Here is an 18,896-nt window from a genome sequence, read left to right on the forward strand (position 1 = left end):
TTGAGGCCGGACCGCCTCGATGCGGCCCGTTCGAGCTCCTCAATGTTGACGTTATCATAAAGGTGATCCGCAACATAGACAAGAGAATGACTCGCCCACGGCCATGCAACGGACACCGCCTCGCCCCACCCATGGGAACGTCACCACAAAATGGCGGCAGAATGCCGATATCCGCCCCTGATAGCCTCGCGCCATGGCCGGTGTGAGCAGGAGTTCGGGGGCGCCGTCGCTTGGCGACGTCGCTCGCCTGGCCGGCGTCTCCACGCAGACGGCCTCACGCGTGTCCATGGGCGCCGGCAATGTCCGCCCGTCCACCCGCGAGCGCGTGCTGCGGGCCATGAGCCAGCTCGGCTACTCCCCCAACCGCGCGGCTCAGGCGCTGCGCCGCGGCTCCTTCAAGGCGATCGGAGTCCTCACCCAGCAGATCCAGCGCACCGGCGAGGCACTGACCACGGCGGGCGTCCTCGAGGAGGCGACGGATGCGGGCTACGCGGTGAGCCTCGTGCAGGTGGAGCGGCCCGAGTCCGATGACATGCGCACAGCGGCGGTCCGGCTCGCCCATCAGGCCATCGACGGGCTCGTCGTCGTCCAGGCGGGCCGGGCGGGTCGCGAGCATCTCGCCCTGCCGCCGAGCATGCCCGTGGCCGTCTCCGACTCCGCGCTCGTGGACTACTACCCCTCGGCCAGCGCGGATCAGGCCGGTGGGGTGCGCGAGGCCGTCAGTCACCTGCTCGCCCTGGGGCACCGGACCGTCCACCACGTGACCGGCCCCGAGGGCTCGCAGTCCGCGCTCATCCGCCGCGCCACATGGGCGGCGGGCCTGCGGGAGGCGGGGGCGCCGGTTCCCGAGCCGGCGCCCGGGGACTGGAGCGCGGCCTCCGGGTACCGGGCGGGACTGCGCCTGGCCGCCGACCCCGGGGTGACGGCCGTGCTGTGCGCGAATGACGAGATGGCCCTCGGCCTCATCCGCGCCATGCACGAGCAGGGGCGCGCGGTGCCGGCCGATGTGTCCGTCGTCGGCTTCGACGGGCTGGACCTGGGCGAGTTCAGCTTCCCGCCGCTGACGACGGTCCGCCAGGACTTCAAGCGCCATGGGCGGGAGATGGTGCGCCTCATCCTGGAGCAGGTGGACTCCGGGGTGGTGGACGGCTCGCGGAGCATCATCATCCCCACCGAGCTCGTCCTGCGGGGCTCGACGGCGCCCCGGGGCGAGGGGTCGGCCCGGCAGGGGCGTGCGGACGCGCCACCGGTGTGAGCGCAATCGATTCATGCCACTCAGCACCGACGCGTCCAGCACCCCGCCGATCACCCGCAGCGGCACCGCCTCCGAGCTCGTCGCCCACCTCGCCGAGCGCCTGACGCGGCAGGTCGAGCGCGATCCGGGTGGGCGCGTGATCGTCGGGATCGCGGGGGCGCCGGGATCGGGGAAGTCGACGGCGGCGCGCGAGCTGACGGGGCTCCTGGCCGAGGCGGGGGCGCTGGCGGGCGAGGTGCCGATGGATGGCTTCCACATGTCCAACGCGGTGCTCGACGAACTGGGGCGCCATGGGCGCAAGGGCGCTCCGGACACCTTCGACGTCGGCGGCTACCTGGCGGCCCTGGACCGCGTGCGGCGCGGCGAGGAGGTGCTGGTGCCGGTCTACCGGCGCGACCTGCATGAGCCGGTGGCCGCGGGCACGCGGGTGTCCGGGGGCGGTGTCGTCGTCACGGAGGGGAACTACCTGGCGCTGGAGGACGGCGGCTGGCAGGCGGCGCGCGAGCGCATGGATCTGCTCGTCATGCTGGTGGTGGAGCCCGAGGAGCTGGCCGCCCGGCTCGTGGCGCGACACATGCATTTCGGCCGGGACCGCGCGGCCGCCGCGCACTGGGTGCGCGCCGTCGACCTCCCCAATGCCGCGCTGGTGCAGGCCAGCGCCTCCCGGTGCGACGAGCTCTGGACCTGCGCCCCGTCCTCCCACCGAGACCGGTAGAAAACGACATCGAAACCGGTCGATATCGCGATCGAAACCGGTCCCGTCCGCTGAGCAACGGCCTACGCTGGCATCATGCTCGTGGCTTTCTCCGTGTCCCCGTCCACCACCGACGACCCCGACGGCTCCCTGTCCGCGGCTGTCGCCCGCGCCGTGCGCGTGTGCCGCGATTCGGGCCTGCCATGCGAGACGACGTCGATGTTCACCACTCTGGAGGGCGAATGGGACGAGTGCATGGCGGTGGTCAAGCGCGCCTGCGAGGCCGTGGGCGAGGTGAGCCCGCGCGTCAGCCTCGTCCTCAAGGCGGACATCCGGCCGGGTTTCACCGGCCAGTTGACCGCGAAGGTCGAGCGGGTGGAGGAGCACCTGCGCCCGGGGCTCGACGACGTCGGCTGAGCCGGTCCTACCGGCGCGCCTCCTCCAGCAGCTCCGCCGCCAGCCGGGTGTTGTGGACGGGATCGGTGAAGGCGCTGCTGAGCGAGGCATCCTCGTCGACCTCCAGGTGCCCGCCCACGCAGGTGTAGGCGACGTACCCAGTCGGGTGGGTGGCGTCGCCCGCGTGCAGGACGACGGGGGTCCGGCCGCAGCTGTCGGCGGCGCGCAGGATGTCCACGGCCGTGTCCGCGTCCGGCCCCTCCTCACCACCGGGCAGACCGCTCACCGTGAGGACGTGGCCCTTCGTGTGGAGGTCGAGCTCGTCGGCGAACTGGGGGATCCACGGGTCGTGGGCCTCCAGGATCCGTCCCGTCATGCCCGGCAGGGCCTCGGCCGCCGGGTCGCCGGGCTCAAGGGCGACGTGAACCTTCCACCGCCGGGTCTCGGTGTAGAAGACGACGGCGCTCACGTCGGTGGGCGGAGCGTCGGCGACAGCGACCATCCCCTCGTGCAGGGCGTCCTCGTCCGGGTACGTCAGGGCGAGGGCGCCCTCCGAGCTCAGGAGGAGGCTCCCGGCTCCACGGGTGTTCACGGTCCGCGCGGCGGCGACGAGCCGCGCCTCGGCGTCGTGGTCACTGGGCCGGCTGGAGCTGGTGATCTCCAGGGCCGTGGGCACGTCCATCGCGCCCGTGATCTCGACGAGGACCTTGAGGACCGCATTGACGCTCGGGGCCTCGCCCCTCGCCTCAGGGGGAAGGTTCTGGGAGAAGGCGGTCTGGACGTCGTCGACGAGGGAGAGGACATCGTCGGTGCTCAGGTCCTCGCGCGGGGCCAGGCGCACGCTGAAGGAGGTGGAGGAGCCCCCGGCGCAGCGGACGCGGGAAAAGGTGAGCTCGTCCGCGCGCTCGGCCAGGACGTCCTCCAGGGCCTGGCCCATCGTCTGATCCGATACCCGCCCCGGCGTCGGGGCGGCGGAGGCCGGGGCGGACCTACAGTCGAAGGGCATCTCGCGGTCCTCGAAGGGGTCGTCCTGCGCCCCACCGAACCCACAGGTGCTGAGGGCGAGAGCCGCGAGCGCAGCCACAAGGATCGCAGCGATGATGATGGTCCGGGGGGACGGGCGTCGGCGAAGCGGTGCGTCCATGACGCCATGGTGGCCACTGGACTCGGCAGGAGCGATGGGGTGCGATGCCCGCCGCCGTCCCCGGGGTGGGGGTCGCGCCCGCGCTGGGCGCGACCGAGGCCGACGGAATCGGCTCGCGCTCAGTGCAGGGAGGCGTCGGGCTCGGTGAGCCTCCAGGCGTGGACGGGCACGGTCAGGCCCGCACGGGTCGGCGAGCACACGAGGGGCCCCGCCTCGGCCGCAGCGCCCGCGGGAATCGGAAGGACGCGCACGAGCCGCAGGTCGGCTGCGCCGTCGGCGCCGACGAGCCCCGCCCGCACGGTCATGGCGCCGCCGCTGCGGGAGACCCGCACGAGCACCCTGCGATCACGCCACTGGGGCACGGGGGCGACGGACCAGTCCGAGGTGCCGCTGGTGACGACGGCGCCCACCTGGCACGCGCCATCGGCGTACTCGACGCCGGCCTTGACCCAGTGCTCGTCGTCGAAGCGCACGAAGACGCCCGCCTGATCGAACTGCTCGCGGAAGGCGGCGGTGAACTCGACCTCGACGGCGGAGTCATCGGGGAAGGCGGCGAGCAGGGCGTGCTCGGAGTCGTGGATGAAGCCGTAGGAGGTGATCCGCCAGGCGTCCGAGCCCTCGACGGCGGTCACCAGGAGGTCGTCACCGCTCATCTCGGCACTCGCCGGCTCGTGCGTCCATCTGCCCTGGTCCCAAGCGATCCGAGTCATGGCGCCAAACCTACCGCACCTACCGCGCGCGAGCCCGCTGCGGTCACAGCGACGCCGTCGACCTCGGGGCGCCTCCGGGCCCGCGTATGAGATAACACCCTCAAGTATGAGATAACTGGCAGATTTTTGAGATAACTGACCTCCCTCATGAGATAACTCGCTTGTCCGTGAGATAACATGGGGACGTGATCACGACACCCGAAGAACTTCAGGGAGCGCTGGCCCGTCTGGCCCTGGACCAGGGCGACTCCCTCAGCATCGAGGCCAAGACCTTCTCCGAGTTCTCCCGGGACAGTCTTGGTCCGTCGCTGTGCTCGCTGGCGAACCTGCCCGGGGGAGGCGTCATCCTGCTGGGGGTGGATGAGCGGCACGACAACCCCCTCGTGGGCGTCGACGACCCGCACGACCTCGCCCAGCGCGTCACGAGCCTCGCCCGCAAGGGGTTCACGCCGTCCCTGACAGTCCGCACCGAGACCATCCACCTGGGCGGCACCGCCGTCGTGGCCGTCAACGTCAACGAGGCCGCCGTCAACCAGAAGCCGGTGACGTGGCACGGCAAGGCCTACATGCGTCAGTACGACGGCGACTACACGATGTCCCTTCAGGAACAGCAGCAGCTCCTCAGACGCCACGAGCGGCCCCGCGACGACAGGGTCATCGTGCCGGGTACGGACATCGGCGACCTGAGCCCCACGGCCGTCAGCGACTTCGCCGCCTCCGTCAGACGCTCCACCCCCGCCCTCCAGGACGCTGACGACGCCGAGATCCTCCTGCGGATGAACGTCCTGGCACACTCCGGCGAGGCAACGGTCGCCGGGCTCTACGCACTGGGCACCTACCCGCAGCAGCACCTTCCACATCTCAGCCTCACCACGGCGGTCGACCTTGGCCGGGCGACCGGCCCGACCCGCCGCGCAACGAACCGCAAGGACTTCACCGGTCCGCTCCCCGCGATCCTCGACGGTGCCATCGAGTGGGTGGCCCAGAACGTCTCCAGCACCCTGGTCGTCAGCACCGACGGCCGTTCCGGCACCGAGTTCTCCATCCCGCTCGTCGCCGTGCGGGAGGTCGTGGCCAACGCCCTCGTTCACCGTGACCTGTCGGAGGCGACCTCAGGACGCGCTGTCGAACTGCGACTGACAAGCAAAGGGATGGTGCTCACCAGCCCCGGGGGCCTGTGGGGACTGAGCGTCGACCAGCTCGGCACACCGGACGGCAAGAGCGCCGTCAACGAGTTCCTGTACGGCATCTGCCGACATGTTGGCGGACGCGACCACCGCGTCATCGAGGCGATGGGCACCGGCATCCGGACCACGCGCGAGGCTCTCGCCGAGGCCGGCCTCGAGCCCCCGCAGTTCATCGACAACGGCCTGCGATTCACTGTCCGCTTCCCCAACCACGCCTTGTACCCGCACGGAGACCTCCAGTGGTTGGGCACCATCGAGACGGCGGGACTCAGCAGGACTCAGAAGGAGGCCCTGCTGCGCATGCGCTCAACCGGCCCACTGACCAACGGCGACTACCGCCGACTCGCCGGGGTGGACTCGACAACCGCCCGAGCCGATCTCAAGGACCTCGTCGCCCGCGGACTAGCGGTCCAGACTGGCCAACGGCGCGGTGCCCGCTACGGTCTGGCCCCCAGGCTCGAACCCATCGCACGCCAATCGCGCGGGTGAGCCCAATATGAGATAACTGGCAGATTTTTGAGATAACTGGCCTCCCTCATGAGATAACTCGCTTGTCCGTGAGATAACGGTCGGTTCCGTCAGCGCCTCGGGCACTGCATCGGCCTCCTCGTGGCGGGCAGGCAGCGGTGGATCGTCCGCCCAGACCTCCCCTACCCGCCCAGCCGAGAGCCACGACGGCCACATCATGGCCAATGCGCTGCTCACCCGGGGCGCGAAGCGGAACCGACCGGCACTCGACGGGCTCGCGCTGAGCACGCCGTCCGTCTGCTGAGCCGATCAGCGCTGGATCCCGGGACGGCCTAGCCTCGCACCCGGTCCCGTCCCCCGCCCATGAGGTTCCCATGAGCTCCACCCCCTCCGCCGCGCCGAGCATCGACGATCGCACTCGGGAGCGCAGCGCCCGCATCGCCGTCACGGTCTTCCCCCTCATCATGCTCGTGGCCTTCCTGGCCGCATTCCTAGCCCCCGCGACCTTCCGGCCGCTCGCCGAGTACATGACGCCGCTGCTGGCCGTGACGATGCTGGGGATGGGCATGACCCTCTCGGTCCCCGACTTCACCATGATCGTCCGCCATCCGCGGCCCGTCATCGTCGGCGTCCTCGCGCAGTACTGCGTCATGCCGCTCGTCGGCTGGGGCGTCGCCCATCTGCTCCCGCTGCCGCCCGAGCTCAGGGTGGGCATCATCCTCATCGGCTGCGTGCCGGGGGGAACGACGTCGAATGTGTGCGCCTTCCTGGCGAAGGGCAACACCGCGCTGAGCGTATCGATGACGGCCTTCTCCACCATGCTCGCGCCGCTCGTCACGCCGATGCTCACCCTCTGGCTGGCCGGGACGTACATGGAGGTGCCCGCCGCCTCAATGGCGCTGTCGATCGTGCAGATCGTGCTGCTTCCCGTTGGTGTCGGCCTGGCCTGCAATGTCTTCCTCCACCGGCAGGTCGCCAAGATCCAGCCCGCCATGCCATGGGTGAGCGTCATCGCGATCGCCGGCGTCGTCGCCGCCGTCGTCGCCCGCTCTCAGGCGCTCATCGCCACCGCCGGCCTGCTCATGCTCCTGGCCATCGCCCTGGAGAACGCCACCGGCTATGCGCTCGGCTATGCCATCGCGCGCGCATCCGGAGTATCGCGCGCGGATCGTCGCACGATCGCGATCGAGGTCGGCCTGCAGAACGCCGGGCTGGGCTCGACGCTGGCCGCCACCTACCTGTCCGCGGCCGTGGCCGCGCCCTGCGCCGTGGCCACCTTCTGGCACACGATCACCGGCTCCGTGCTGGCCATGTACTGGCGTCTGCGCGGCTTCCCCACCGGCGAGGACCCGCGCGCCACGATCAGCGAGCTGCGCGCGCGGCGATCCGACGGCGGCCCGGCGGGCCTGAGCCGGCGCCCGAAGCCGGCGCGTCGCATCATGTGAGCCGGCGGAGGAGCTCATCCATGAGCAGTCATCCGGAGGCCTTCGTTCTCGACGGCGTTCCCGCCCTGCGGTGGGGACGGCCCGGCGGACGGACCGTCGTCGGCGTGCACGGCCGGTCCTCGGGCAAGGGCACCCCGTCCTGGCGCGGTGCGGCGAGGTCGTCGCCTCGCGCGGCGGCCAGCTCATCACCGTTGATCTGCCCGCCCACGGAAACCGCCGGGGGTTGCTCCACGGGGCGAACGGTCGTAACCTTTAGGTGCCGCCGTAATACGTTGCGGAGTGGAAGTAAGCGCCGGGCACCCGTGTCGTCATGTGGGCCCGGCGTTCGCGCTGTCTACTGGGCAACGACCTCCTCCACCCGTACGAGGTCCTTCATCATCAACCAGCCAGTGTCCTGACCAGCGAGGTGGTCACCCAGCGCGCCGACCACCTGGTCCGGCACCCACAATCGTCGCTCGGAACGTCCGAACTCATGAGTCAGGCGAAATCCCTGCGAGAGGACTCTCCCCTTCCGGGCTGCGTTGACTGTCTGCTGGTCCTTCTGATCCTGCTGGCGCTGTCGGCGCTCGAGGACCAGCGCCCGTACGTCATAGTCCTGTTCAAGCACATGACAGAGCATCGACAGCGCCCGCTGCCTCGCTCGTTCCTCACCACCGCGCTCAGGAAGAGGCTTCGCCACGACCACGAGATGCCGCGCACCAGCAGCAGCGATCATCTGGCATACCTCGTGTTTCATACGAGGCACATGGTCCCTCCAGTGGAGCTTGCCGCCTTCCGGTGCGTGGACGGCGAGCTGATCAGCGAGGTCGGCTCCTTCCTCATCACGCACCCACGCTCCGAGGATGTAAGCCGGCTCGGCAAGCTCCGTCCGGCGCACGCTCTCGTCGCCGTATGCGATGAGATCCATAATTCTCCCAGGTGACATGTCGTGATCGGCAATGTGGTGGTGCCGATCGCCCTCAACGCAACCAGCACCACCACCGCCACTCACAGCATGCAGCTGACGCAGCCCTGGACCTCGGTGCCCTCGAGGGCGGCCTGGCGCAGGCGGATGTAGTAGAGCGTCTTGATGCCCTTGCGCCACGCGTAGATCTGGGCGCGGTTGACGTCGCGGGTCGTGGCAGTGTCCGGGAAGAACAGCGTGAGGCTCAGCCCCTGGTCGACGTGCTGCGTGGCCGCGGCGTAGGTGTCGATGATCTTCTCCGGACCGATCTCATAGGCGTCCTGGTAATACTCCAGGTTGTCGTTCGTCATGTAGGGCGCCGGGTAGTAGACGCGCCCGATCTTGCCCTCCTTGCGGATCTCGATCTTGGCCACGATCGGGTGGATCGAGGAGGTCGAGCCGTTGATGTAGGAGATCGAGCCGGTGGGCGGCACCGCCTGAAGGTTGCGGTTGTACAGGCCGTGCTCCTTGACCTTGGCGGCAAGGCGCGCCCAGTCCTCGCGGGTGGGCACGTGCACGCTGGAGGCGTCGAAGATGGCTTTGACCTTCTCCGTGACGGGCACGAAGTCCTGGGTGGTGTACTTGGTGAAGAACTCGCCGCTGGCGTAGGCGGAGTCCTCGAAGCCCACGAAGGTCTGGCCCCGCTCGATCGCCAGGTCGCAGGAGGCGTCCAGGGCGGCGAAGAGGACGGAGGCGAAGTAGACGTTGGTGAAGTCCAGCCCCTCCTCGCTGCCGTAGAAGATGGACTCGCGCGCCAGGAAGCCGTGCAGGTTCATCTGGCCCAGGCCAATGGCGTGGGATTCGTGGTTGCCGCGGTCGATCGAGGGGACGCTGGGCAGGTGCGTCTGGTCCGAGACGGCGGTCAGCCCGCGCACCGCCGTGCGGATGGTGCGTGCGAAGTCCGGGGAGTCCATGGTCTTGGCGATGTTGAGGGAGCCGAGGTTGCAGGAGATGTCCTTGCCGACATGGGCGTAGGACAGGTCCTCGTTGAGCCTACTGGCCTCGGAGACCTGCAGGATCTCGGAGCACAGGTTCGACATGACGACCTTGCCCTTGATGGGGTTGGCCCTGTTGACCGTGTCCTCGAACATGACATAGGGATAGCCGGACTCGAATTGGATCTCGGCCAGCGTCTGGAAGAAGAGGCGGGCGTTGATCTTCTTCTTCTTGATACGGCCGTCATCCACCATCTCGCGGTACTTCTCAGTGACGTTGATATCCGAGAAGGGGACCCCGTAAACGCGCTCGACGTCGTAGGGGGAGAACAGGTACATGTCCTCGTTGTTCTTGGCGAGCTCGAAGGTGATGTCCGGGATGACGACGCCGAGCGAGAGGGTCTTGATGCGGATCTTCTCATCGGCGTTCTCGCGCTTGGTGTCCAGGAACCGCATGATATCCGGGTGGTGCGCGTGCAGGTAGACCGCGCCCGCGCCCTGGCGGGCACCGAGCTGGTTGGCGTAGGAGAAGGAGTCCTCCAAGAGCTTCATGACGGGAATGACGCCGCTGGACTGGTTCTCGATCCGCTTGATGGGGGCGCCCATCTCACGCAGATTGGTCAGCAGCAGGGCGACGCCGCCACCGCGCTTGGACAGTTGGAGGGCGGAGTTGATGCCGCGGGCGATGGACTCCATGTTGTCCTCGATGCGCACGAGGAAGCAGGACACGGGCTCGCCGCGCTGGGCCTTGCCCTCATTGAGGAAGGTGGGGGTGGCCGGCTGGAAGCGGCCGGTCATCATCTCGTCGACGAGGTCGAGGGCGAGCTGCTCGTCGCCGTCGGCCAGGGCGAGAGCCACCATGGTGACGCGGTCCTCGAAGCGCTCCAGGTACCGCTTGCCGTCGAAGGTCTTGAGCGTGTACGAGGTGTAGTACTTGAAAGCGCCCAGGAAGGTCTCGAAGCGGAACTTGTGGGCGTAGGCGGCCTTGAAGGCGCTCTTGACGAAGGACGGGGCGTACTTGTCGAGGATGTGCTTTTCGTAGTAGCCCTCCTCGGTGAGGTACTCGAGCTTCTCCTCGAGGTCGTGGAAGAACACGGTGTTCTGGTTGACGTGCTGGAGGAAGTACTGGCGCGCGGCGGCGTGATCGGCGTCGAATTGGATCTTGCCGTTCGCGTCGTAGAGGTTGAGCTTCGCGTTGAGCGCGTGGTAATCGAGCTCGGGGGCTCCAGTGGGCTCCAGGCCGGTGTCCGTCAGCGTGTCTGCCAAAACTGTTCCAATCCTTGTGCGACGCGATCGACGTCGGTGGGCGTGCCGAGCAGCTCGTATCGGTACAGGTAGGGCACCCCGAGTTTGCCGGCGATGATGTCCCCGGCGATGCCGTAGGCCTCGCCGAAGTTGGTATTGCCGGACGCGATGACGCCGCGGCACAGGGATCGGTTGTGCTCGTCGTTGAGGAAGCGGATGACCTGCTTGGGCACCGCCCCCTTCACGGCGCCACCACCGTAGGTCGGCACGACGAGGATGTACTCGTCGTCCACCTTCAGGGGAGACTCCTTGGGGAGGAGGGGGATTCGCTTCGTCGGGAAGCCGAGCCTCCCGACGAAGCGATGCGTGTTCTCCGAGACGGAGGAGAAGTAGACGAGGAGGGGCGCGTCAGGCACGACTCGCCGCCGCCTCAGATGGCGACGGCCTCAGCGGCCGCGGCGAGGCCCTTGATCTTGTCCGGGCGGAAGCCGGACCAGTGATCCGCGCCGGCGATGACGACGGGGGCCTGGGCGTAGCCGAGGGACTTGACCTGCTCGAGCGCCTCGGCGTCGACGGAGATGTCCACCGTGCTGTAGGACAGACCGGCCTTATCCAGGGCGCGGTAGGTCGCGGTGCACTGGAAGCAGTTGGGCTTGCTGTAGACGGTGATCGGCATGGCTGGGCCTTCCTCTTGATCGGAGCCCCCTGCGGCCGCCCCGGCCTCGCTGCGACGAGGAGGTTCCACGGGCGTAACCACACGGTTGTCATTCTTGGGAGGGCACGGGTCCCTCGCAGTTCTGAACACTACCCCTGGGGGTGGGGGTGGTCCACTACCCCAAGATGATGTGTCCACCACGCTGCTGTGCATAGTGCTCCTCCTCCCTGTGGACAGCGGGCCGCGGCCTGTGGACAGCCGGTGGAGGGCCCTGCTCGACGACCTCGGCGCCGAGGGGACCCGACCCCTTCGAACCCGCACAACCATGCTGTCGCGAGGCTCCGACACGAATCCGGGGGCGTTAACCACAGCCGTGGGCGGCGCCGCGCACCCAGCGCTTCCCCAGCCTGGGGATCGAGATCGAAAAGTCATCCGAGTCGCAGCGCGGTGTCGGCGTGTCGCCCCGCCCGCGCACCGCATGCCGCTCATGCCGGTCGGGCCGCGCCGACCCGCGGGCCGAAGCCCATGCGCCGCTCTCACCATTCTCACAGGTTCTCCATGGGATCAGGCATTTCACTAGTCATCACCAGCCAGTCACGACACTCAGGAGTGATCCCCATGACCGCCCTATCCCTCGCCTACATGGCTGCCGACATCATCGCGCTCGGCATCCTCGTGGGGGCCCTCTACTCCCGCCGGCACCACCGCAAGGACCTCGTCGCCGCGTACATCGGCGTCAACATCGGCGTCCTGGCGGTCACCCTCCTGCTCTCGACTGCGTCCGTGGCCGCCGGCCTGGGCCTGGGCCTCTTCGGTGTTCTCTCCATCATCCGTCTGCGCTCCACCGAGCTGGAGCAGCACGAGGTCGCCTACTTCTTCGCGGCTCTCGCGCTCGGCCTCCTCGGCGGGATCCAGACCGCGCCACTGGCCATGGTCGCCGCGCTCATGGCGCTCGTCGTCGTCTCCCTGTGGATCGGCGACCACCCCTCGCTCCTGGGGCGCAACCGCCACCAGATCGTCACGGTGGACCGCGCCATCGCCAATGAGGCCGAGCTCAAGGCGCGCCTGGAATCGCTCCTCGGGGGCACTGTGCGCAGCCTCACCGTCCAGAGCCTCGACCTCGTCGACGACACGACGCTCGTGGATGTCCGCTACACCCTTCCCCGCTCCGGCGCGGCCCCTGCCCGCATGAGCGGCGCGAACGGGTCCGCGGGGACCGCCACCCCCATGACCGGCCCGCAGGCCCCGACGGGCGCGCCCGTCGGCGCGCCATTCCGTCTCACCGCTGCGACCGGCGAGATCGGGGAGTGGAGTCCCTCCGCCCCGCTGCGGCCGAGCTTCAGCCCGGGCGCCCATTCCGCACCCCCCGCTCCTCCAGCTCCCCCATCCACTCACGCGCGCTACGACTCCCTCACGGCCCTGCACTGAGCGCGCCCCTCCCACCCCGCCGCCACGTCCCTGACAGGAGAGGATCATGACCGCCGCGACCGCAACAGCCGCCACCTTCTCCCTGAACGCCTCCACTCCCCTGACCCCCGCGGCGCCCGCGCTCGCCGATCACCCGACCGCCGCGGCCACGCATCCGGCTCTGAGCACGCGGTTCCTCGATGCGATCAGCCTCGACGAGCTCAACGCCACTGCGGGCCTCCTGACCCGCATGGACCGCAAGTACCTCGTGCCCATCGAGGCGGCGCAGAGCCTCCTGGACGCGCTCGCCTCGGGGATCGCGGGCAGGTCCCGGGCGTTGGAGATCAAGGGGCAGCGCTCCTTCGCCTACGCCTCGACCTATTTCGACACCCCCGATCTCGCCGCATATCACCTCACGGCCCGCAAGCGCAGGCGACGCTTCAAGGTGCGCACCCGCTCATACATCGATTCCGACCTGTGCTTCCTCGAGGTCAAGACCCGGGGTCCCCGCGGCGCCACCGTCAAGGAGCGCATCCCCTGCCCGCTCGACGACGCCGACCGCCTCACCCCGGAGGGGCGCACCTTCATCGCCGGTCTCCTGCTGGACTCGGACGTGTGCCGCGCGCGGGACGAGGCCGAGCGGATCGCCTCCGCGCTCGCACCGGTCATGGGCACCACCTACGAGCGCACGACCCTCCACCTGCCGCAGGCGGAGGCGCGCTCCACCATCGACACGCGACTGGCCTGGACGCCCATGCGGGCCTCCCGTCACTCGGCAACAGGCGCGATCCGGGGCGCAGCCAGGCCCGCCGGACCGCAGGCGATCATCGAGACGAAGAGCCCCGGGACGCCGTCGCCCGCCGACCGCTTCCTGTGGGGCCTGGGCCACCGGCCCACCAAGATCTCGAAGTACGCCACCGGCCTGGCCCTCCTCAACCGCGACCTGCCCGCCAATAAGTGGCACCGCGTGATCACGCGCGACCTGGCGGGCGCGGCGGCCGCCCCTCGCGCGGCGCGAGTGCGCGGCTGAGCCCGCGGCCCTTCGGCAGGCAGCACCTCACCACACCCAGGCGCCCAGTTCCCGGAGCGAGAGCCTTATCGCTCCGGGAACTGGGCGCCTCGCGCTCCTCCCCGATGCTCGCGCACGTCATCGCCGACGCCGCGATCGGTCCGCGGCCGGCTGCTGCGCTCCTCATCGTTCTTCACGATTCTTCGTAGCCATGTCATCCGCCATTCACAGCGGCCTCACAAACCACCTGGGAAGCATCGATGGTGTCACCGACCAGGACCCGTTCCAAGGGTCCCCAGAGGAGCTTCATGATGAACACGCCCCCGATCAACCGACGCGCCCTCCGCCGAGCCGGCGCGGCCCTGGCCTCCTTGACCTCCGTGGCGCTCGTCGCGGCCTGCGGGGCGGGTGCCACCTCCGCGCCCGGGGCGGCCGGCTCACAGTCCTCCTCGGGCGCGGACTCGACGACCAGCGCCTGGACCGAGATCTCGGCGGAGACGGCGTCGGCCTCCACCGGCGCCTCTCCCGCGACGATCAACAGCGCCAATGCCGAGGTGGCCGCAGACTCCACCGCCGCTGAGGACGCCGGCACCTACGACGCCTCGAGCGCCACGACGATCACCCTGTCCGGCGCGAGCGCGAGCGTTGACGGCTCCGGCTCCTCGGGGGCGTCCGGTGCGAGCGTTGACGGCTCCACGGTGACGATCAGCGCGGCCGGCACCTACGTGGTCTCCGGCGAGCTCACCGACGGTGAGATCATCGTGGCCGCGCCGGACGCGGACGTGCACCTCATCCTGTCCGGCGCCACGATCACCAACGCAGACGGGCCGGCCATCGATATCCAGGACGCGGGGACCGCCGTCGTCACCCTGGCGTCCGGCACCACGAACAGCCTGTCCGACGGCGCTGCCTACACCGATACCTCGGACGGCGCCGCCAGCGCGGCCCTGTTCGCCTCCGACACCCTGACCATCACCGGCACCGGCGGCCTCACGGTCAACGGCGCCTACCAGGATGGCATCGCCTCGAAGAACGGGCTGGTCATCACCGGCGCCCCCACGATCAACGTCACCGCCGCCGACGACGCCATCCGCGGCAAGGACTACCTGGCGATCAACTCCGGGACCATCACGGTCAGCGCCGGAGGCGACGGCCTGAAGTCCAACGAGGACAGCGACGTCACCAAGGGCTTCGTGAGGCTCGGCGCCGCCGCGATCACCGTGACCTCCGCGGACGACGGCGTGGCCGCGGCCACCGATGTCACGGTCGAGGGCACGACCCTGCAGGTCACTGCGGGCGGGGGACAGGCCAATGCCGTGCCCGAGGAGGAGGGGCGCCCGGGCCGGCAGCAGTCGAGCGGCACTGACGGGACTGGCAGCACTGGCAGCACTGACTCCACGACCTCCACGACCCCGAGTCCCAAGGGCATCAACGCGGGGGTCTCCTTCACCCAGGACTCCGGCACGGTGACGATCGACGCCGCGGACGAGGGCGCGCAGGCGGCCTTCGTGAATGTCGGCGGCGGCGCCCTGCGCATCACCTCGGGCGACGACGGCATCAATGCCTCGAGCGGCGATCACACGATCAGCGGCTACGGGGAGGCGGACTCGGAGTCCGACGACGGCTCCGTGCTGACCATCAGCGGCGGTGAGGTGCAGGTGGGCAACGCGGGCTCCGACGGCCTGGACTCCAACGGCTCAGCGCATGTCACAGGCGGGACGGTCCTGGTCTCGGGCTCCACCGGCTCGATGGATGGCGCGGTGGACGCCAACGGGAAGACCACCCTCGTCGGGGCGAGCGCGCCCACGGCGATCACCACGGGTGACACGGTGACGGTCACGGATTCCTCCGGGACGGCGACGACGGCGACCGCCGCCTTCAGCGCCTCGAGCTTCACCGTCCTCGGGCTGACCGAGGGCACCACCTACACGGTGTCGACCACGTCCGGGGGCTCGTCCTCGGTGACCGCCGCCGCTCTGACCACCGGTGGTGGCCCTGGCGGCTCTGGCGGCCCCGGTGGTGGCCGGGCCCCGGGGGCGGTCCGGTAAGCGCCTGACAGCGGGAGCCGAGCCCTCTCAGGAGGGAACTCTGATCCAGGCGGCGGCGCCGGCGGGCAGGACGACCTGCTCGTCGGCGCCGTCGCGCGCATCAGGAGCCGCGGGGACGACGGGGGCCCCAAGGGGCGCGGAGGCGAGGAGGACATCGCCGACGGGCAGGGCGACGGGCTCCTCGAAGGCGACCCAGCACTGGAGGTCGCCCCGGGCGAAGGCGAGGGCGCCGGGACCGGTCTCCAGCCAGCGCACCTCGCGGTCCGCCCGCGCCCAGGCGCTGCGCCGCAGGGCGAGGCCGGCGCGGTAGAGGGCGAGCATGGAGACAGCCGCGGCCGCAGGCGCGCGCCCGGGGGGCGGGGCGGGCGGTGCCGCCTCAGGGTTCCTCTCGCCGTCGGCCTCCCGGGCCTCCTGGGCCTCGACGGCGAAGGCGCCCCATCCGGCGGGCTGGGGCAGGTGGGGCGCGGCGGCGCCGTCGGGCCCGAAGCCGTGGGAGCTGCCCTCTGCGGTCCACGGCAGGGGGACGCGGCAGCCGTCACGGCCCTTCTCCTTGTCCCTCATGCGGTGGGCGATGGGGTCGGCAAGGCGGTCCTCGGGGATGTCGGGGACCTCCGGCAGGCCGAGCTCGTCGCCCTGGTAGATGTACATGGAGCCGGGCAGGGCCATCTCGACCATCGCGGCGGCTCGGGCGCGGCGCCGGCCGAGGGAGGCATCGCAGGCCGGGGCGGCGCCGTCGTTCATGAGCCAGCGGCGGGCGATGCGCTGGCTCACCCCGCCGAGGTAGTCGGGGTCGGAGTCCTCGGGGGCGTCGTCGGCGGCGAGGTCGAAGCCGAGGCGGGTGGCGACGCGCGGGGTGTCATGGCAGCCGAGCACCCAGGTGGTGGAGCCGGTGGTGGCCAGGTCCGCCAGGCCCGCCTCGATGGCCCAGCGGAAGGAGGCGGGGGTCAAGTCGGCGTCCTGGAGCTGGAAGTTGAAGGCCTGGCCGAGGCTGGCGGCGTAGGCGGCGCGACGTGAGGGCCAGACTCCTGCCTCGGCGACGGCGAAGCGGGGCGGGTCGTAGGAGTCGAGGACGGCGCGCCAGTCCCTGTAGATGGCATGGACGGCGTCGCGGTCGAACAGGGGGTGGGAGCCGTCGGCCGGGAGGGGCCACCAGGGGATGTGCTCGAAGGCGCGGAAGGGCTCGGTCAGGTCCTTGGCCAGGCCGGGGGCGACGTCGACGCGGAAGCCGGCGACGCCGCGGTCGGCCCAGAAGCGCAGGGTGGTCAGGAAGTCTGCGCGCACCTGGGGCTGGTCCCAGTTGAGGTCGGGCTGCTCGGGGGCGAACATGTGGAGGTACCACTGGTAGGGGCGGGGAGCGGCGGGGCCGGTGAGGGGACGGCCGTCCGGCCCGATGTCCTCGATGCGCTCCCACGCGGAGCCGCCGAACATGGACATCCAGTCGTTGGGGGGTTGGGCGCCGCCCTCCCCGGTGCCGGGGCGCACGTGGTAGAGGGCGCGTTCGGGGGCGTCGGGGCCTCCGGCGAGGGCGGCGCGGAACCAGGCGTGGCGGTTGGAGGTGTGGTTGGGGACGATGTCGACGATGACGCGGATGCCGTGGGCGGCGAGGGCGGCGACCATGCGGTCGAAGTCCTCCAGGGTGCCGATCTCGGGGGCGACGTCGCGGTAATCGTCGACGTCGTAGCCGCCGTCGGCCAGGGCGGAGGGGTAGAAGGGGGACAGCCAGACGGCGTCGATGCCGAGGGAGGCGAGGTAGGGGGCGCGGTCGGTGATACCAGCGAGGTCCCCGATGCCGTTGCCGTCGGCGTCGGCGAAGGAGCGGGGGTAGATCTGGTAGACGACGGCGTCGCGCCACCAGTCGGGGTCAGGGGCCGATGCGGTTGAGGCGTCGGCGGGGGCGGCGGGGACCGGGGTGTTCACGTGGCGATGATGTCACGAGCCCGGCGCCGCCGATCTCACGCTGAGAGCCGCCGCGAGGTGGGGTCCAGGTGCTCGGCGATCCAGGCGGTGACGACGTCGAGCACGTCGAGTTCGTACTTTCGGTGACGAGTTCGGTGGGCGGGAGGACGAACTCGTCACCAAAAGTACGAAGTCGTCGGGGAGGGCCCTCAGGACCATGCGATTGGGACGCGCCGGGCCGCGCGCACGACCTCAGCGGGGAACAGCGCAAGGATCCTCGCGGCGAGAGCCTCCAGATCCGCCAGGTCCTCCCATGTCACTCGCAGGAAGCGCCATCCGGCGGACTCGATGCGGTCCTGGCGGCGCTTCTCCTCCCAGATCACGTCCATGCGCTCGTATTTAAGGCGACCGTCGAACTCGATGATGATCCGCAGGTCGGGCCAGCACAGGTCCACGAAGTAGCGATAACCGTCAACGGTGATCTGGACCTGCGGAGATCCTGGAGGCAGACCGAGCGCGCGGGTCAGCCAGCGGACCTGGGACTCACCGGGCGACTCCGACCACAGCGTCGTCATCTCCAGCACCCAGCGGGCGCGCCGCACCCCACGCCCACGGCCCGCCGCGATCAGATCGCCCAGCATCTCAGCGCGCGCGCTGCGCCACGCATCCAGCGCCATGGTCGGATGGAAGCGATCGGGCTGCGCGATCTTGCGCAGAGCGGAGTCGACGACGGGCACTGCGGTCCGCGCGGGCATGTACCTGGCGCAATCCACCGCTGTGCGCACGAGGTCCGTCACTGGCAGGCCTCCGGCCACGACGATCCTCTCAGGCGGAATGCTCTGAGCGTGGCGACGCAGATGAACGGGTTTGCCCCGCCCATGACGCGCCGTGCCGGTCGAATCGTAAACGAATGACGGGAGGCGGGACGTCGCCCGCCTCGGCGCGAAAGGCACGGCGAGGTGGACATCTGGCTCCATGGGAACCCATAGGCCGTGCAGGAGCGCGGCGGACTCCCTCACGAGAGCAGTTGCTGAGCGGACCGTGTGGAGCGCTGCGGCGCATCGCGCCAGCTCCACCTCCCGGCGCTGCTCCCACGGCTCGAGCCCTGTGCTCGGGACGAAGCGCGTGCCCCGAATGACTGAAGCGGAGGGACTCGAGGTCTCACCACACTCATCATGCCGGGCACCGGGGTCGTGGATGAGCAGAGCCGGTGGGACGAGGCTCGGGAGGAGTTCGCGCATGCCGCCAGGATCGTCGTGCGCGGGTGCGTGCGGGCTCGCCCCTCCCCAGGCAGGAGTCTTGGGTGCGCATGAGCGATTCTGTGGTTCCCGGAACTTGGGGCGTCGAGTTCGTACTTTTGGTGACGAGTTCGGTGGGCGGGGGGACGTACTCGTCACCGAAAGTACGAAGTCGCGCTTGGTGGCGATATGCACCGCCGCCGTCGGGTGTTGGTGCTCTG

16 protein-coding genes are annotated in these 18,896 nt (G+C 70.0%); 8 read left to right on the top strand and 8 right to left on the bottom strand.

The features are described from left to right. Nucleotides 1–193 precede the first annotated feature (193 nt). The 3 genes from B1H55_RS03995 (at nucleotide 194) to B1H55_RS04005 (ending at nucleotide 2,366) form a co-directional block, all read left to right on the top strand. Nucleotides 194–1,255 carry a LacI family DNA-binding transcriptional regulator gene (locus tag B1H55_RS03995; RefSeq protein WP_080461590.1) on the top strand — a complete coding sequence of 354 codons (1,062 nt, stop codon included), beginning with the start codon at nucleotides 194–196 and terminating at the stop codon, nucleotides 1,253–1,255. 13 nt (nucleotides 1,256–1,268) lie between these two features. Further along, nucleotides 1,269–1,970, top strand: a complete 702-nt coding sequence (locus tag B1H55_RS04000) for a nucleoside/nucleotide kinase family protein (RefSeq protein WP_077240839.1) — start codon at nucleotides 1,269–1,271, stop codon at nucleotides 1,968–1,970. Nucleotides 1,971–2,045: 75 nt separating this feature from the next. After that, the gene (locus tag B1H55_RS04005) at nucleotides 2,046–2,366 is read left to right on the top strand and encodes a thiamine-binding protein (RefSeq protein WP_077240838.1); all 321 of its coding nucleotides are present in this window, start codon (nucleotides 2,046–2,048) and stop codon (nucleotides 2,364–2,366) included. 7 nt (nucleotides 2,367–2,373) lie between these two features. Here B1H55_RS04005 and B1H55_RS04010 read toward each other — a convergent pair whose 3' ends face one another. Both B1H55_RS04010 and B1H55_RS04015 read right to left on the bottom strand, forming a co-directional pair. Beyond that, on the bottom strand, nucleotides 2,374–3,489 hold the full coding sequence (locus B1H55_RS04010; protein ID WP_077240837.1) for a hypothetical protein: 1,116 nt from the start codon (nucleotides 3,487–3,489) through the stop codon (nucleotides 2,374–2,376). Between the two features lie 119 nt (nucleotides 3,490–3,608). Continuing rightward, nucleotides 3,609–4,199: a DUF1349 domain-containing protein gene (locus tag B1H55_RS04015; protein ID WP_080461592.1), complete on the bottom strand. Its 591-nt coding sequence runs from the start codon at nucleotides 4,197–4,199 to the stop codon at nucleotides 3,609–3,611. A gap of 185 nt (nucleotides 4,200–4,384) precedes the next feature. On the opposite strand from B1H55_RS04015, the gene B1H55_RS04020 reads away from it, so the two are divergent. Then, nucleotides 4,385–5,875: an RNA-binding domain-containing protein gene (locus tag B1H55_RS04020; protein WP_077240836.1), complete on the top strand. Its 1,491-nt coding sequence runs from the start codon at nucleotides 4,385–4,387 to the stop codon at nucleotides 5,873–5,875. 353 nt (nucleotides 5,876–6,228) lie between these two features. Continuing rightward, the gene (locus B1H55_RS04025; protein WP_077240835.1) at nucleotides 6,229–7,299 is read left to right on the top strand and encodes a bile acid:sodium symporter family protein; all 1,071 of its coding nucleotides are present in this window, start codon (nucleotides 6,229–6,231) and stop codon (nucleotides 7,297–7,299) included. A gap of 334 nt (nucleotides 7,300–7,633) precedes the next feature. On the opposite strand, the gene B1H55_RS12195 is transcribed toward B1H55_RS04025, so the two are convergent. From B1H55_RS12195 to nrdH, 4 genes are all read right to left on the bottom strand, one after another. Continuing rightward, entirely contained in the window at nucleotides 7,634–8,206 is a 573-nt protein-coding gene (locus tag B1H55_RS12195) for a hypothetical protein (protein WP_143163846.1), read from the bottom strand. 80 nt (nucleotides 8,207–8,286) lie between these two features. Beyond that, nucleotides 8,287–10,443 (bottom strand): class 1b ribonucleoside-diphosphate reductase subunit alpha, encoded by a 2,157-nt coding sequence (gene nrdE / locus B1H55_RS04035; RefSeq protein WP_077240834.1) that lies wholly within the window; start codon nucleotides 10,441–10,443, stop codon nucleotides 8,287–8,289. After that, nucleotides 10,428–10,838, bottom strand: coding sequence for a class Ib ribonucleoside-diphosphate reductase assembly flavoprotein NrdI (gene nrdI, locus B1H55_RS04040; protein ID WP_073452465.1), 411 nt, complete (start codon nucleotides 10,836–10,838; stop codon nucleotides 10,428–10,430). Before nrdI ends, nrdE begins: the two co-directional genes overlap by 16 nt. A 14-nt stretch (nucleotides 10,839–10,852) precedes the next feature. After that, the gene (gene nrdH, locus B1H55_RS04045; protein ID WP_073452463.1) at nucleotides 10,853–11,098 is read right to left on the bottom strand and encodes a glutaredoxin-like protein NrdH; all 246 of its coding nucleotides are present in this window, start codon (nucleotides 11,096–11,098) and stop codon (nucleotides 10,853–10,855) included. A gap of 597 nt (nucleotides 11,099–11,695) precedes the next feature. On the opposite strand from nrdH, the gene B1H55_RS04050 reads away from it, so the two are divergent. The 3 genes from B1H55_RS04050 (at nucleotide 11,696) to B1H55_RS04060 (ending at nucleotide 15,541) form a co-directional block, all read left to right on the top strand. Next, a complete protein-coding gene (locus tag B1H55_RS04050) occupies nucleotides 11,696–12,505 on the top strand; it encodes a DUF4956 domain-containing protein (RefSeq protein WP_073452461.1) in 810 nt (269 codons plus the stop codon). 46 nt (nucleotides 12,506–12,551) lie between these two features. Beyond that, complete coding sequence (locus tag B1H55_RS04055) at nucleotides 12,552–13,514, top strand: polyphosphate polymerase domain-containing protein (RefSeq protein WP_080461593.1); 963 nt, start codon at nucleotides 12,552–12,554, stop codon at nucleotides 13,512–13,514. 287 nt (nucleotides 13,515–13,801) lie between these two features. Further along, on the top strand, nucleotides 13,802–15,541 hold the full coding sequence (locus tag B1H55_RS04060; RefSeq protein WP_420866433.1) for a carbohydrate-binding domain-containing protein: 1,740 nt from the start codon (nucleotides 13,802–13,804) through the stop codon (nucleotides 15,539–15,541). 27 nt (nucleotides 15,542–15,568) lie between these two features. Here the strand turns inward: B1H55_RS04060 and B1H55_RS04065 are convergent, their stop codons facing one another. After that, nucleotides 15,569–17,458: a glycoside hydrolase family 13 protein gene (locus B1H55_RS04065; RefSeq protein WP_080461594.1), complete on the bottom strand. Its 1,890-nt coding sequence runs from the start codon at nucleotides 17,456–17,458 to the stop codon at nucleotides 15,569–15,571. A 188-nt stretch (nucleotides 17,459–17,646) separates the two neighbouring features. Continuing rightward, nucleotides 17,647–18,252, bottom strand: a complete 606-nt coding sequence (locus B1H55_RS12485; protein WP_080461595.1) for an endonuclease domain-containing protein — start codon at nucleotides 18,250–18,252, stop codon at nucleotides 17,647–17,649. Nucleotides 18,253–18,896 lie beyond the last annotated feature (644 nt).

It is taken from the genome of Actinomyces denticolens (assembly GCF_002072185.1).
Lineage (GTDB): Bacteria > Actinomycetota > Actinomycetes > Actinomycetales > Actinomycetaceae > Actinomyces > Actinomyces denticolens.

Bases quoted from the DNA above. Each gene is read 5' to 3' on its own strand.
- B1H55_RS03995 (WP_080461590.1), top strand. From the start codon at position 194: ATGGCCGGTGTGAGCAGGAGTTCGGGGGCGCCGTCGCTTGGCGACGTC.
- B1H55_RS04010 (WP_077240837.1), bottom strand. From the start codon at position 3,489: ATGGACGCACCGCTTCGCCGACGCCCGTCCCCCCGGACCATCATCATC.
- B1H55_RS12195 (WP_143163846.1), bottom strand. From the start codon at position 8,206: ATGGATCTCATCGCATACGGCGACGAGAGCGTGCGCCGGACGGAGCTT.
- B1H55_RS04055 (WP_080461593.1), top strand. From the start codon at position 12,552: ATGACCGCCGCGACCGCAACAGCCGCCACCTTCTCCCTGAACGCCTCC.
- B1H55_RS04025 (WP_077240835.1), top strand. From the start codon at position 6,229: ATGAGCTCCACCCCCTCCGCCGCGCCGAGCATCGACGATCGCACTCGG.
- nrdH (WP_073452463.1), bottom strand. From the start codon at position 11,098: ATGCCGATCACCGTCTACAGCAAGCCCAACTGCTTCCAGTGCACCGCG.
- B1H55_RS04000 (WP_077240839.1), top strand. From the start codon at position 1,269: ATGCCACTCAGCACCGACGCGTCCAGCACCCCGCCGATCACCCGCAGC.
- B1H55_RS04005 (WP_077240838.1), top strand. From the start codon at position 2,046: ATGCTCGTGGCTTTCTCCGTGTCCCCGTCCACCACCGACGACCCCGAC.
- B1H55_RS04050 (WP_073452461.1), top strand. From the start codon at position 11,696: ATGACCGCCCTATCCCTCGCCTACATGGCTGCCGACATCATCGCGCTC.
- B1H55_RS04060 (WP_420866433.1), top strand. From the start codon at position 13,802: ATGATGAACACGCCCCCGATCAACCGACGCGCCCTCCGCCGAGCCGGC.
- B1H55_RS04015 (WP_080461592.1), bottom strand. From the start codon at position 4,199: ATGACTCGGATCGCTTGGGACCAGGGCAGATGGACGCACGAGCCGGCG.